This window comes from Kocuria gwangalliensis (assembly GCF_039544365.1).
Taxonomy (GTDB): Bacteria; Actinomycetota; Actinomycetes; order Actinomycetales; family Micrococcaceae; genus Kocuria; species Kocuria gwangalliensis.
Window position 1 is genome coordinate 1 of sequence record NZ_BAABLN010000014.1, and the last position, 13,360, is coordinate 13,360.

14 protein-coding genes and 1 pseudogene are annotated in these 13,360 nt (G+C 63.2%); 9 read left to right on the forward strand and 6 right to left on the reverse strand.

Annotated features, from left to right (window positions below; genetic code table 11):
• Positions 1–305 (forward strand): integrase core domain-containing protein (locus tag ABEA06_RS06280; protein ID WP_345310936.1); only part of this gene is annotated, 305 nt, incomplete at its 5' end.
• Positions 306–331: 26 nt separating this feature from the next.
• Here the strand turns inward: ABEA06_RS06280 and ABEA06_RS06285 are convergent.
• Both ABEA06_RS06285 and ABEA06_RS06290 read right to left on the reverse strand, forming a co-directional pair.
• Positions 332–1,054: pseudogene (locus ABEA06_RS06285) on the reverse strand (IS30 family transposase); the annotation flags it as partial.
• Between the two features lie 272 nt (positions 1,055–1,326).
• A complete protein-coding gene (locus tag ABEA06_RS06290) occupies positions 1,327–1,503 on the reverse strand; it encodes a hypothetical protein (protein WP_345310938.1) in 177 nt (58 codons plus the stop codon).
• Between the two features lie 87 nt (positions 1,504–1,590).
• On the opposite strand from ABEA06_RS06290, the gene ABEA06_RS06295 reads away from it, so the two are divergent.
• From ABEA06_RS06295 to ABEA06_RS06315, 5 genes are all read left to right on the forward strand, one after another.
• On the forward strand, positions 1,591–1,929 hold the full coding sequence (locus ABEA06_RS06295; RefSeq protein WP_345310939.1) for a hypothetical protein: 339 nt from the start codon (positions 1,591–1,593) through the stop codon (positions 1,927–1,929).
• Between the two features lie 72 nt (positions 1,930–2,001).
• Positions 2,002–2,841 carry an exodeoxyribonuclease III gene (locus ABEA06_RS06300; RefSeq protein WP_345310940.1) on the forward strand — a complete coding sequence of 280 codons (840 nt, stop codon included), beginning with the start codon at positions 2,002–2,004 and terminating at the stop codon, positions 2,839–2,841.
• A gap of 113 nt (positions 2,842–2,954) precedes the next feature.
• Positions 2,955–4,004: a tryptophan--tRNA ligase gene (gene trpS, locus ABEA06_RS06305; protein ID WP_303382191.1), complete on the forward strand. Its 1,050-nt coding sequence runs from the start codon at positions 2,955–2,957 to the stop codon at positions 4,002–4,004.
• A 30-nt stretch (positions 4,005–4,034) separates the two neighbouring features.
• Positions 4,035–4,592: a 2'-5' RNA ligase family protein gene (locus ABEA06_RS06310; RefSeq protein ID WP_303382190.1), complete on the forward strand. Its 558-nt coding sequence runs from the start codon at positions 4,035–4,037 to the stop codon at positions 4,590–4,592.
• Entirely contained in the window at positions 4,579–5,784 is a 1,206-nt protein-coding gene (locus ABEA06_RS06315) for a YihY/virulence factor BrkB family protein (protein WP_345310941.1), read from the forward strand. The genes ABEA06_RS06310 and ABEA06_RS06315 overlap by 14 nt, the downstream gene beginning before the upstream one ends.
• Positions 5,785–5,889: 105 nt before the next feature.
• Here ABEA06_RS06315 and ABEA06_RS06320 read toward each other — a convergent pair whose 3' ends face one another.
• From ABEA06_RS06320 to sdhC, 4 genes are all read right to left on the reverse strand, one after another.
• Positions 5,890–6,666, reverse strand: a complete 777-nt coding sequence (locus tag ABEA06_RS06320; protein ID WP_303382188.1) for a succinate dehydrogenase iron-sulfur subunit — start codon at positions 6,664–6,666, stop codon at positions 5,890–5,892.
• Positions 6,666–8,417 (reverse strand): succinate dehydrogenase flavoprotein subunit, encoded by a 1,752-nt coding sequence (sdhA, locus tag ABEA06_RS06325; RefSeq protein WP_303382187.1) that lies wholly within the window; start codon positions 8,415–8,417, stop codon positions 6,666–6,668. The genes ABEA06_RS06320 and sdhA overlap by 1 nt, the downstream gene beginning before the upstream one ends.
• Positions 8,418–8,521: 104 nt before the next feature.
• Entirely contained in the window at positions 8,522–9,007 is a 486-nt protein-coding gene (locus ABEA06_RS06330; protein ID WP_345310942.1) for a succinate dehydrogenase hydrophobic membrane anchor subunit, read from the reverse strand.
• 4 nt (positions 9,008–9,011) lie between these two features.
• Entirely contained in the window at positions 9,012–9,389 is a 378-nt protein-coding gene (gene sdhC / locus ABEA06_RS06335) for a succinate dehydrogenase, cytochrome b556 subunit (RefSeq protein WP_303382185.1), read from the reverse strand.
• A 323-nt stretch (positions 9,390–9,712) separates the two neighbouring features.
• Between sdhC and ABEA06_RS06340 the strand changes: the two genes are divergently transcribed.
• From ABEA06_RS06340 to ABEA06_RS06350, 3 genes are all read left to right on the forward strand, one after another.
• Positions 9,713–10,828, forward strand: a complete 1,116-nt coding sequence (locus tag ABEA06_RS06340) for a mannose-1-phosphate guanylyltransferase (RefSeq protein WP_345310943.1) — start codon at positions 9,713–9,715, stop codon at positions 10,826–10,828.
• Positions 10,829–10,892: 64 nt separating this feature from the next.
• Positions 10,893–12,146: an amidohydrolase gene (locus tag ABEA06_RS06345; protein WP_345310944.1), complete on the forward strand. Its 1,254-nt coding sequence runs from the start codon at positions 10,893–10,895 to the stop codon at positions 12,144–12,146.
• Positions 12,147–12,245: 99 nt separating this feature from the next.
• The gene (locus ABEA06_RS06350; RefSeq protein WP_345310945.1) at positions 12,246–13,337 is read left to right on the forward strand and encodes a BMP family lipoprotein; all 1,092 of its coding nucleotides are present in this window, start codon (positions 12,246–12,248) and stop codon (positions 13,335–13,337) included.
• The last annotated feature ends 23 nt before the right edge of the window (positions 13,338–13,360 follow it).

Genomic DNA, 13,360 nt, shown 5'->3' on the forward strand with positions numbered 1-13,360 from the left:
AGTATCGTGCCGTGCGTTACGCGGAGCGACTCGCGGTAGAGGATGCTGTCGCGTCGGTCGGGTCACGTGGTGACTCGTATGACAACGCGATGGCGGAGGCGCTGAACTCATTGTTCAAAGCTGAGTTGGTCCGCAATCACGGGCCGTGGCGCGATGTGTCGCATGTCGAGGTCGCGATCGCGGAGTGGGTCGATTGGTACAACCATCGCCGTCTTCATGGCGAGATCGGGCACGTTCCTCCCGTTGAGTTCGAAGCAGTCCACGCGGAGCAGCCTGCTCGAGCATTGACATCAATTTCCAGATAGAAATCCCTCTACAAAACTCGGGGCTTGACATAGTTAGAAAACCGTTCCACCACCGTGCCAATGGCCGAGGCGCCGTTCTTACCCACGATCAGATCCCCTTCCCAATGACCGGGAACTTTCCGCTCCAGGGCTTCTGCGGGCCGCTCCCAGATCGAGGCCATGTTCTTGAGCCGGCCTCGGCGGGCATCGGGCTTGCGGTTGGGGTAACGGATAGTGCGCCCGGTGCGGGTCAGCGCGGTGAGATCTCGCTTGAGCCCGCCGCGGGCTTGGAGGTAGATCGTGCGGTAGATCGTTTCGTGGCTCACACGCATCCGAGGATTATCGGGGTAATCACGGTGTAATCGTCCCACGATCTGTTCCGGGGAGAACTTCTGATCCAACCCGGTCTGGACTGCTTCGCGTAGGAGGTGATCACTGGTGATTTTCAGTGGCTTGGGACGTAACCGGTTGAACCAGGCCAGATTCTGAGCTCGCGTGGGCAGGTAACGGCCTCGCGTTCCTTCCAGGGAGCCGAGTTTGATTTCGCGACTGATCGTTGATGGAGCCCGCCCCAGCTGGGCTGTGATCTGCCGGTAGGAACGTTTCTCTATCAACAGCTCCTTGATCAGCAGCCGTTCCTGGTAACTGAGCAGCCGGGAGGGATTAGCCCATTTTTGCGGACGTATCCCGCCACATCTCCAGATGTAATTTTCCATCGGACGCCTGGCTAGTCCCAGTGCGGAAGCGATCTCACCAGTAGTTCTTCCCATACCACGAGCATCCCAGACAGCCTCGGCAAGAGCCGGGGAACGCCGCCAGAACGCGAATGGACCAATCATGGGCCAACCCATCACACAACACCCCTGTCACTAGAAGCGTTGCAACCACCCTCTGAACCCGCGGGGATTTCGTGGCGGCACCGTCGATCAGAGCGCATGGCATGCGCGCGGGGTGGTCCTAATGTCGAGCAGATTGCGCGATGCCATGAATGGTGCTTGCGGGAGTTTATTAGCAGTTGGCTGGCTGCCGATCGCCAGGGAACCTATTGGGCGGGGTAAGCCCATTCCCAGCCGTTGTTGTCAGAAGCTGGCTCCAAGAGTTCCGGGAGGATGATGACTCCCTCGGCGGTCGGAACATCGAAGATGATCTTGCCGGAAGTTTTCTCGCCAGCATTTACATCGACCGGGACGGTGGGGCCTTGACCCCGAATCGTGGACACGGTGTCGTTTCGGTTATGCCGCTTCCGTGAGCGTAGCGGAGGCGGCGGTTTCGTAGGCNCCTGGCGGGTATCGCCCTGGGATGGCTCATGCTGGCGGTATGGGCGTTGTCCATGGTCCGTAAGGCGGCCCGGTACGGCCGTGATCAGGTCAAACAGGTGCAAGAGCAATTCGAAGCTCAACACGGTCGGGCACCGGTGGCCGGTGGTCAAGCCGGTTCGGGGCAGTCACTGCGCGACCAGAAACTTGCCCACGGCATGCAGGTCATCCTGGTGCAGTCCAAGGTGGTCAAGGAACAACTGGCCGAGACCGACCCGGATGAGGAGACGGTGCGCCGGGCCCTGGAAACCATCGACATGACCGCGGCCAACGGGCTCAACAGCCTCAAGGAATCGTCCAAGCCGGTCGACGGTACCGTGATCGACTGAACCACCCCTTCCACTCTTCTCTCGACGAGTTTTCCCACGCCGAGTTCTTCCACAGCGAGGTACTGATCTTTCATGGCTGATTCCGCGTCCACGATCCGCATTGCCACCGTCAACGTCAACGGCATCCGCGCCGCCTACCGCCGCGGCATGGCCGACTGGTTGCAAGGGCGCACCGTGGACCTGCTGTGCTTACAGGAAGTCCGCGCCCCGGACAGGATCACCCGTGACCTGCTCGATGAGGACATCTGGCACATCCACCACGCGGAAGCGTCCGCCAAGGGACGCGCCGGTGTCGCCATCGCCACGCGCCGCGACGCATTCGACGGATCCCTGCTGCCCGTGGCCACACGCGGCGGGATCGGGGACGCGTACTTTGCCGACTCCGGTCGCTGGGTCGAGAACGACATCACGCTGCCCAACGGTGAAACCCTGACCCTGGTATCCGCTTACGTTCACTCCGGGGAGGTGGACACCCCGCGCCAGGTGGACAAGTACAAGTTCCTGGACCTCATGATCGAGCGGCTCCCGGCGCTGGCCACGCACAGCGACCACGCGCTGATCGTGGGAGACCTCAACGTGGGTCACACGGAACTGGACATCAAGAATTGGAAGGGCAACGTCAAGAACGCGGGTTTCCTCCCCGAGGAGCGCGCCTACTTCGATCGTTTCTTCGGCGACCTCGGGTACGTGGATGTGGCTCGTTCCCTGGCCGGTGAGGTGCCCGGCCCGTACACATGGTGGTCCTACCGGGGTAAGGCTTTCGACACGGACGCCGGCTGGCGCATCGACTACCACATGGCCACCCCGGCGCTCGCGGATCGGGCGCGGTCGGCCACGGTGGACCGTGCCGCGAGCTACGACACGCGGTTCTCGGACCACGCACCGCTCGTGGTCGACTACATCTTCGACTGATTCGCCATTCCCCGACGACGACGCCGCTCGGTGACCTCGGCCGCGGGCCCGGCCGAGCGGCGCGGTCACCCGTGACACACAATGATTCGCACTAGGTGAAAGAAGTAACACTCGTGAACGAGCAGACCACCCCAGTATCCACCAAGCCCCGTGTGGTGTCCGGCGTACAGCCCTCGGCGGACTCCCTGCACCTGGGTAATTACGTGGGAGCACTGCGCAACTGGGTGTCCATGCAGGACGACAACGACTGCGTGTTCTTCGTGGCGGATCTGCACTCGATCACCGCGGGGCAGGACCCGGCCACCATGGCCGAACGCACCCGCGTGACCGCCGCGCAGTACATTGCGGCCGGTATCGACCCCGAACGCTCCACGCTGCTGATCCAGTCCCAGGTACCCGAACACACTCAGCTCGCGTGGGTACTCAACTGCATCACCGGCTACGGCGAGGCCGCCCGGATGACCCAGTTCAAGGACAAATCTTTGAAGCAGGGCGCGGACAACACCACGGTTGGCCTGTTCACCTACCCGGTCCTGATGGCCGCGGACATTTTGATCTACCAGGCCAACCAGGTCCCCGTGGGCGAGGATCAGCGCCAGCACCTGGAGCTCACACGCAACCTGGCGCAGCGCTTCAATGCGCGTTTCGGGGAAACTTTTGTGGTGCCCGACGCCAGGATCCTGACCAACTCGGCCAAGGTGTACGACCTGCAGAACCCCACGGCCAAGATGTCCAAGTCGGCCGCATCCGAGAACGGCTTGATCCGTCTGCTGGACCCGGCCAAGAAGAACGCCAAGAAGATCAAATCGGCCGTGACCGATGACGGCAACGTGATCCGTTTCGACCGTGCGGCGCAACCGGGTATCGCCAACCTGCTGACCATTTACTCATCGCTGACCGGCGAGCCGATCGAGTCCATCGTGGAACAGTTCGAGGGCAAGATGTACGGCCACCTGAAGGTTGGTCTGGCGGAGGTCGTCACCGACACCCTCGACCCCATTCAGCAGCGCGCCCAGCAACTGCTGGACGACCCGGCCGAGCTGGATCGGCTGCTGGCACGCGGCGCGGAGAAGGCGCGGGAGGTAACGGGCGAAACCCTCAAGGCGGTCTACGACCGCATGGGCTTCCTCCCGGGTGTGCGATCGCAAGGCGGCCTCGACTAGGCTGAAACTCGCGTGAGGCGAGGAGGCCCAGTGAAAAACCAACACAGTTCACCCACGGTCAAACCGGGGCAGGTCTACGCGGGTGTGGTCATCGAGTTGCCCGAACCCATGGGCAAGGAGCTCCAGGATTGGCGCGCTTCATTCGGTGATCCCGTGGCCGGAAGTGTGCCCGCGCACATCACGCTCATGATCGCGGCGCGGGAAGACCGCTGGGACGAGCTGGTGGCCCATGTGCGGGCCGTGGTCACGGGGTGGAAGCCCTTTCACGTGGAGATCAACGGCACCGGGACCTTCCGGCCCGTGACACCCGTGGTGTTCCTACGCATCGACAAGGGGTACCAGGACTGCGTGGCCCTGCACAGTCGCCTCAACCAGGCCGAACTGATTTCCGCCTCACCCTTTGAATTCCACCCGCACGTGACCCTGGCCCACGCCGTCCCGGATGAGCATCTGGACCGCGCCCAGCAGATGCTGCGAACCTACCGGGCCTCCTTCCTGGTGGATCACATCGATCTGTACGAGGGCGACGAGAACGGCCAATGGCACGTGCGTGAACGCATTGCATTCGCCGGCGATGACCGTCCCTGACAACACCCCGCCGCCAGTGGTCCCAGCGATCACCGACCGGCGTGGACTGACCGCGGAGTATCAAAGACTCGCTCGGGTCCGGAAGCAACTCGCCAGTGAAGGCGCTCCGCTGGGCAAGCGGTTGGGCACTTTCTTGGGGTGGGCGTTCGCGCGGCTGATGGCCCTTTTCCCCGCGCGCATCATCACGCACTACATGTTTCACGGCGGCCCGCTCATGGCTGCGGGCCTGGCCTACCAGCTGTTGTTCGCCTCCACGGCTCTTTTGGTCATTGGCTTCTCACTCCTGGGCATGATCCTGGGCTCCGACTCGGCCCTGCAGCAATCCCTTGTCCAGGGCATTGGACAGGCGGTCCCCGGCCTGTTGGACGTGGGTGACGGCCGCGGGGGAGTGATCCCGTTGGCACTGCTGGAAAACACGGCGCCGTTCACCGTGGCCTCCGGTATCGCCTCGGGTGTCTTGGTCTTCACCGCCTGGCGGTGGATCGCCGGGATCCGCCTGGCCACGCGTCGCATGTTCGAGTTGCCCCCGGCACCGGGAATGCCCATTGCCGCGGTGCCCCGGGATCTGGCGTGGCTCGCGGTCATCGGGATCCTCCTGCTCTCGTCCGCAGCCATCAGCGTGTTCGCCTCGGGCGCCGTGGAGACGGTGACGCGCTGGCTCGAGGACAGCGGATGGATCGAACCGCAAGCGTGGCTGGACGGCGGACTCAACGTGCTGTTCGCCGTCGTGGCGGGTTTCGTGGTGGATCTGCTCATGAGTTTCGCGCTGGTCCGTGGAGTCTCGCAGCTCAAGCTGCACCGTAAGGCGCTGTTGATCACGGTTCTGGTGGGCGCGATCGGTTCTCAGCTGCTGCGCTTCGCGGGCGGCGAGATCATTGCGCGAACCACGAATAATCCTTATCTTTTCTCCTTCGCGGTGCTGGTGGGCGTGCTGCTGTGGTTCAACCTCTACGGCCAAATCCTGCTGTTCGCGGCGGCCTCGGGTGCCGTGGTGCAGGCCGATATCCGCGGCGCGCGAGCACAACCCGAACGGGAGTCGCGCGCGGTGACCGTGGTGGCGGCGTCGTCCCTGCCCACCGCTTCGCGGGGGCATAAACCCTACGAGTCGGTAACGGCCAACGGCGAGGTCCCCGAGGACCGAGGACGTCCTGCGGATCGGGACGGCAGCACCGCGATCCGCCCTGGTTCGTAACGGTCATCCGCGCCGGGAAGCTCCCGGGACAATTCTCGGAACAGGAACCCGCACGGAAAAGTGGCCCGGATCCATTCGGATCCGGGCCACTTCACTGACCGCTGGTCACAGGGCGCTGGAGAAGACCGCCTTCTTGACCTCGGCAATGGCCTTGGTCACCTGAATGCCACGGGGGCACGCCTCGGTGCAGTTGAAGGTGGTGCGGCAACGCCACACACCCTCCTTGTCATTGAGGATTTCCAGTCGCATGTCGCCGGCCTGGTCGCGCGAATCGAAAATGAAGCGGTGCGCGTTCACGATCGCTGCGGGGCCGAAGTACTGGCCGTCGGTCCAGAAAATCGGGCACGACGAGGTGCACGCCGCGCACAGGATGCACTTGGTGGTGTCATCGAAACGCTCGCGGTCCTCCTGGGACTGGTAGCGCTCGTACGTGGGGTCGTGGTCGTCGTTCACCAGGAACGGCATGATCTCACGGTAGGACTGGAAGAAGGGTTCCATGTCCACGATGAGGTCCTTTTCGCACGGAAGGCCCTTGATGGGCTCCACCAGGATCGGCTTGTCCAGATCCAGGTCCTTCAACAAGGTCTTGCAGGCGAGGCGATTGCGGCCGTTGATGCGCATGGCATCGGAACCGCACACGCCGTGAGCGCACGAACGGCGGAAGGACAGCGAACCGTCCAGCTCCCACTTGACCTTGTGCAAGGCATCCAACACGCGGTCGGTGCCGTACATGGTCAACTGCCATTCGTCCCAGCGGGCATCCTCGCCGAACTCGGGGTCGTAGCGACGCACCTTGAGGGTGACATCGTAGGTGGGGATCGCTTCAGCGGATGAATCCTGCTGAACGTCCTGGTTCTCGTTCTCGGTTACTGCAGTGGACATTAGTACTTACGCTCCATCGGCTCGTAACGGGTAAAGATCACGGGCTTGGTCTCCTGACGGATACCGGCCGTGGACGAGGACGGGTCTTCGTAGACCATGGAGTGAACCATGAAGTTCTCATCGTCTCGGTCCGGAAAGTCCTCGCGGAAGTGACCGCCGCGCGATTCCTGGCGGTGCAGGGCGGCCACGGACATGACCTTGGCCAGCTGCAGCAGGAAGCCCAGCTCCACGGCTTCCAGCAGGTCCAGGTTGAAACGCTTGCCCTGGTCCTGGATGGAGATGTTGGCGTAGCGCTCCTCCAGCGCGGCAATGTCCGAAAGGCACTGCTCGATGGTGTCAGCGGTACGGAACACCTGCATGTTCAAATCCATGGTGTCCTGCAGCTCCTTGCGGATGGCGCCGACCTTTTCGCTGCCCTGTCCGCTGCGCGCGTTGTTCAACAGGGCCTCGGTGCGCTCGGTGGCGTCATCGGGGATCGGCAGGAACTCGGCGTCACGAGCGTACTCCGCGGCGTAGATGCCGGAACGCTTACCGAACACGTTGATGTCCAGCAGCGAGTTGGTGCCCAGGCGGTTGGAGCCGTGCACGGACACGCAGGCCACTTCGCCGGCCGCGTAGAGACCGGGGACGGTGGTTTCGGAGTCCTGGAAAACCTTGCCCGTGATGTCCGTGGGGATACCACCCATGCAGTAGTGCGCGGTGGGGAACACGGGTACGGGTTCGGTGTAGGGCTCGACACCCAGGTACGTGCGAGCGAACTCGGTGATGTCCGGGAGCTTGGCGTCGATGTGCGCCGGCTCCAGGTGGGTGAGGTCCAACAGCACGTAATCCTTGTGGGGACCGCAACCGCGACCCTCGCGAACCTCGTTGGCCATGGAACGAGCCACGATGTCACGGGGTGCGAGGTCCTTGATGGTGGGGGCGTAACGCTCCATGAAGCGTTCACCCTCCGAGTTACGCAGGATGCCGCCCTCACCGCGGGCCGCCTCGGACACCAGAATACCCAGACCGGCCAAGCCGGTCGGGTGGAACTGGACGAACTCCATGTCTTCGAGGGGCAGGCCGGCGCGGAACGCGATGGCCATGCCGTCACCGGTGAGGGTGTGCGCGTTGGACGTGGTCTTGAAGACCTTACCGGCACCGCCGGAAGCAAAGATCACGGATTTGGCCTGGAACACGTGCAGTTCACCGGTGGCCAGGTCGTAGGAGACGACACCCGCGGGGCGGCGCCCCTCCGGGGTGTCCACCATGATGAGGTCCAGCACGTAGTACTCGTTGTAGAACTCCACGTTGTGCTTGATGCAGTTCTGGTACAGCGTCTGCAAAATCATGTGACCGGTGCGATCTGCGGCGTAGCACGCGCGGCGCACGGGGTTCTTACCGTGGTCGCGGGTGTGACCGCCGAAGCGACGCTGGTCGATCTTACCCTCGGGGGTGCGGTTGAACGGCAAGCCCATCTTCTCGAGGTCGAGGACCGCGTCAATGGCCTCCTTGGCCATGACCTCGGCGGCGTCCTGATCGACCAGGTAGTCACCACCCTTGACGGTGTCGAACGTGTGCCATTCCCAGTTGTCTTCTTCGACATTGGCCAGCGCCGCGCACATGCCACCCTGGGCTGCGCCGGTGTGTGACCGGGTGGGGTAGAGCTTGGTCAGTACGGCAGTGCGGGCGCGCTGGCCGGATTCAATGGCGGCGCGCATGCCGGCGCCACCGGCGCCGACGATAACCACATCGTACTTGTGAACCTGCATACCAGATGCTCTTTCTATGTGGATGAATGAGGTGAGTGAACGTGCCCGTTCCGGGCGATCAACGAATTAGGCGGCGAAGCCGAAAGGCTCCGCCGCCCGATTCATCACGCGGCGGGGCAGAAGGAAGCCAACAGCTCCGGATCGGCGCTGGCCGGGCAGGGGTCGAAGGTGAAGATCACCAGGGTGCCCAGGAAGATCACGAAGCCCGACGAGAGGAACAGCAAAACCTTCAGCCAGAAACGGGTGCCACTACGCTCGGCGTAATCGTCAATGATGGTGCGAATACCGTTGGTGCCGTGGAGCATGGCCAGCCAGAGCATGACCAGGTCCCAGACCTGCCAGAACGGGTTGGCCCACTTACCACCCACGAAACCGAAGTCGATGGCGTGAACGCCGTCGCCGACCATCAGGTTCACGAACAGGTGACCGAACACCAGCACGACCAGCACAATGCCGGACAAGCGCATGAACAGCCAGGCGAGCATCTCGAAGTTGCTGCGGGAGGCACCTGAACGGTTGTACTTGACACCGTTCACCTCGAGGTCCCGGCTACGGGGGACCTGGATCTTGGTCTTGAGAGGTGTGCTCACGGAATCAGCCTCCGAATACGATCGACAGGTGGCGGATGAGGAACGGAATCATGACGATGACCCACAGGGCGATGACGCCCCAGAGCAGGCCCTTTTGATTCTTGGTGCCGCCCTTCCAGAAGTCGATCAGGATGATCCGCAGGCCGTTGAAGGCGTGATAAACGATGGCTGCTACGAGCCCCGCTTCGCCGAGGCCCATGATGGGGTTCTTGTACGTTGCCATCACCGCGTTGTAGGCCTCCGGGGATACCCGGACCAACGCGGTGTCGAGGACGTGGACCAACAAGAAGAAGAAAATGGCCACGCCGGTAATACGATGAGCTACCCAAGACCACATGCCGTACTGGCCGCGGTAAAGGGTGCCCCTGGTTGAGTTCGCCACGGAATAACCTCCCTGTGTCGCTCGTCGTCGTGCGCACTGGTTGCAGAAAAAACGGGATTAGCGCTGCTGCACGGCTTAAGCGGAGCCCTGGCTGGCCCTGTCATGGATGATGCGCTATTTCGATTCAAAGATACCAGCCTGCAGGGTAGTTCCTGACAACGTGTCGCTATCTGTATCGAGCAGAAAAACCCCGCAATTACGCCATGGATGTGTGCCTAAATTAACCGTTTTCGCCCCGTGGGGATGGTCCAGGCCACACCGCGGATCCCGGGGGCGAGAGCAGTTGTCCGCGAGTGCTCCGGGGGAGCCGTAAACTGGCGCTCGTGACTTCGCCATTGCAACGTTTCCATCCGTTCATCCCCGCCGGTGGAGTGGGGTCGCGATTGTGGCCGCTCTCACGTGCGGATGCGCCCAAGTTCCTTCTGGATCTCACCGGTTCCGGGTCCTCATTGTTACGGGCGACCTATGATCGACTCGCCGGACTGTCTGCCGGGCCCGTGATGGTCGTGACCGGGCGAAGCCACGCCGGTGCCGTGCAAGAACAACTGCCCGAGCTCACCGGCGATGACCTGGTGCTCGAGCCGTCTCCCAAGGACTCTGCAGCGGCCATCGGTCTGGCGTGCACACTGATCGCGCGCCGCGATCCGGACGCCATCATCGGTTCGTTCGCAGCAGATCATGTGGTGGAGCCGGCCGAGACATTCCAGGGGGTCGTACGGGAGGCCGTGGAGGCCGCCGCAACCGGCCGCATCGTGACCATTGGCATCACGCCGTCCTCGCCGGCCACCGGTTTCGGCTATATCAAGGCGGGGGAGTCCCTCGGTCTGGAGCGGGCACCGCACGCACTCACCGTGGAGCAGTTCGTGGAGAAGCCGGACATGGAGACGGCGCGGCAATACGTGGCCAGCGGTAAATACACGTGGAACGCGGGCATGTTCGTGGCCCCGGTCGGGCTCATGCTGCACTACCTCAGGCACAGCGAACCGGAACTGGCGGACGGCTTGGACGTCATTGCCGATGCCTGGGACACGGACCGCCGCGACGCCGTGGTGGACGAGGTGTGGCCCACCCTGACCAGAACGGCCATTGACTACGCGGTGGCCGAACCCGCTGCAGCCGCCGGCGACGTCGCCATGGTGCCCGGGGATTTCACGTGGGAGGACGTCGGGGACTTCGCCGCGATCAACAGGCTGAACCAGGTGGATCCAGGCGGCGATTCTGACGTCGCAATCCTTGGCAAGAACAACCGAGTGCTCTCGGATGAGTCGTCGGGCATCGTGGTTTCGGACACCGGCCGTTTGATTGCATTGATCGGTGTGCAGGACATTGTGGTGGTGGACACCCCTGACGCCCTCCTGGTCACGACCGCCGAACACGCCCAACGCGTCAAGGACGCGGTGAACTCGCTCAAGAAGAATGGCGACACGGACGTCCTGTAGTGCGTGCTGCGGTGCTCGGCGCTGCTCAACCCAGATCGGGCCGTGCAGCGGTACGCTGAAACCCATGTTGGATCTTCCGCTGCCGTCCGCAGATGACATTGGGCTCCCCCCGGCCATTGGGCCGCTGCTCTCGCATTACCTCCCGGGGTTGATTGCGTTCCGGCGTGACATCCACAAGCACCCCGAGCTGTCCTACGAGGAGTACCGGACCACGGATCGGATCGTCACGGCACTGGAGGCAGTGGGGTTGAACCCGGTGCGGTTCTCGGCCACCGGTTGTTACGTGGACGTGGGGCGCGGCCCCGTGATGGTGGGCTTGCGCGCGGACATCGATGCGCTACCGATTCAGGAGAACACCGGGCTCTCGTACGCGTCCGTCAACGAGGGCGTCATGCATGCGTGCGGCCACGATCTGCACACGACGATCATGGTGGGCGTGGCCCAGGTGTTGTCGGATCTTCACCGTTCCTCCCCGTTTGCGGGAACCGTGCGCGTGGTGTTCCAACCCGCGGAGGAAAAGCTTCCCGGCGGTGCGTTGACCATCATTGAGCAAAATGTGCTGGACGGGGTGCCGCGGATGTTTGCGCTGCACTGCGAACCCAAGGTTGATGTGGGCCACGTCGGGACGCGCATCGGTGCCATCACCTCGGCCTCGGACACCGTGCGGATCGAACTCTCCGGCCGCGGTGGTCACACCTCGCGCCCGCACCTGACCGAGGATCTCGTGTACGCCATGAGCCAGATCGCCGTGAACGTTCCGGCGGTGCTGTCGCGTCGCATTGACGTTCGCTCGGGCGTGGCCGTGGTGTGGGGACAGTTCCACGCGGGTGTCGCCCCCAATGCGATCCCGGTGTCCGGTTTCATGGCCGGGACCATGCGCTGCCTCGATGCCGAGGCCTGGCATCAAGCGGGCGGCCTGCTGGACGAGGTAGTGGAACAGGTGGCCGCCCCGTACGGCGTGACGGTGGACCTCGAACACATCCGCGGTGTGCCTCCGGTGGTCAACGGGGAAACGGAAACCACGTTGCTGGAAATCGCTGCCCGGGCGGAGCTCGGTGAGGACAGCGTGATGCTCGTGGAGCAGTCCATGGGCGGCGAGGACTTCGCGTGGTTCCTGCAGCACGTTCCCGGGGCCATGATGCGCCTGGGCACCCGGGCCCCGGACGGGCCCACCTATGATCTGCACCAGTCCGATTACGCTCCGCAGGAAGAGGCCATCAACTGCGGAGTCCAAGTGATGGCCTCCACCGCGTTGCGCGCCATTCGCCTGCGCGTGCGAGAACTCCACGACACAGCGAACTCGACTCCCGTCGAGTGATCCCGTGGCTACACTGAGACTCTCTAAAGTTTCCGGGGAGTAACTTTTGTGGCCTCCCCACCCGAAGAGCACCTTCTCTCGTATCACCGGAGGACAATGATGACCCCTCGTTACTCGCGCGCATTGAGCGCCATAGCACTGACCGGCGCGGCCGGACTGGTTCTAGCCGGCTGCGGTGCCGCACCCGAGGAATCCAGCGGCGGAGAATCCGAAGCCCAGGATTTCAAGGGCTGCATTGTTTCCGACGACGGCGGCTTCCAGGATCGTTCGTTCAACCAGGCGTCCTACGAGGGCCTCAAGGCGGTCGAGGAGAAGCGGCAGATCCAGGTGAAAGAGGCCGAGTCCCAGGCCGAAACCGAGTTCGAACCGAATTTGACCTCCATGGCACAGGAGGGTTGTGACCTCACCGTGTCCGTGGGCTTCCTGCTGGCCGACACCACCAAGAAGGTGGCCGAGGCGAACCCCGACAAGCACTTTGCCATCGTGGATGACCAGTCCATTGAGGCCGACAACGTCAAGCCCATTGTCTACAACACGGCCGAGGCCGCGTTCCTGGCCGGTTACCTGGCCGCGGGCGCGTCCGAAACCGGTAAGGTCGCGACCTACGGCGGCATGGACATCCCCACCGTGACCGTGTTCATGGACGGGTTCGCGGACGGGGTGGACTACTACAACGAGCAGAAGAACGAGGACGTGGAGGTGCTGGGCTGGAACAAGGAGTCTCAGAACGGAACGTTCTTGACCTCGTTCCAGGATTCCTCACGCGCCAAGACCGTCACCCAGAACCTCATAGGTGACGGCGCGGACGTGGTGCTTCCCGTGGCGGGTCAGGCTGCCCAGGGCACCGTGGACGCCGTGACCGAGGCCAACAACGGAGGCGACAACGTGCGCCTGATCTGGCCCGACACCGACGGATACGAGACCCTGGACACCGGCAAGGAATTCGTCCTCACGTCCGTGCTCAAGGAATTGTCCACCTCCGTGGAGGACGTGGTCGACCAGGCGGTCGACGGCAACTTCGACAATGGTCTGTACGTGGGCACCCTGGCCAACGAAGGTGTGGGCCTGGCCCCGTACCACGATCAGCAGGACTCGGTGGACGAAGAGCTCGACAAGGAGGTCCAGCAGCTGAAGCAGGACATCATTGACGGCAAGGTCAAGGTCGAATCCGAGAACGCGCCCAAGGCGTAAGTAGTCGCGGCCCCGAGCAGGAG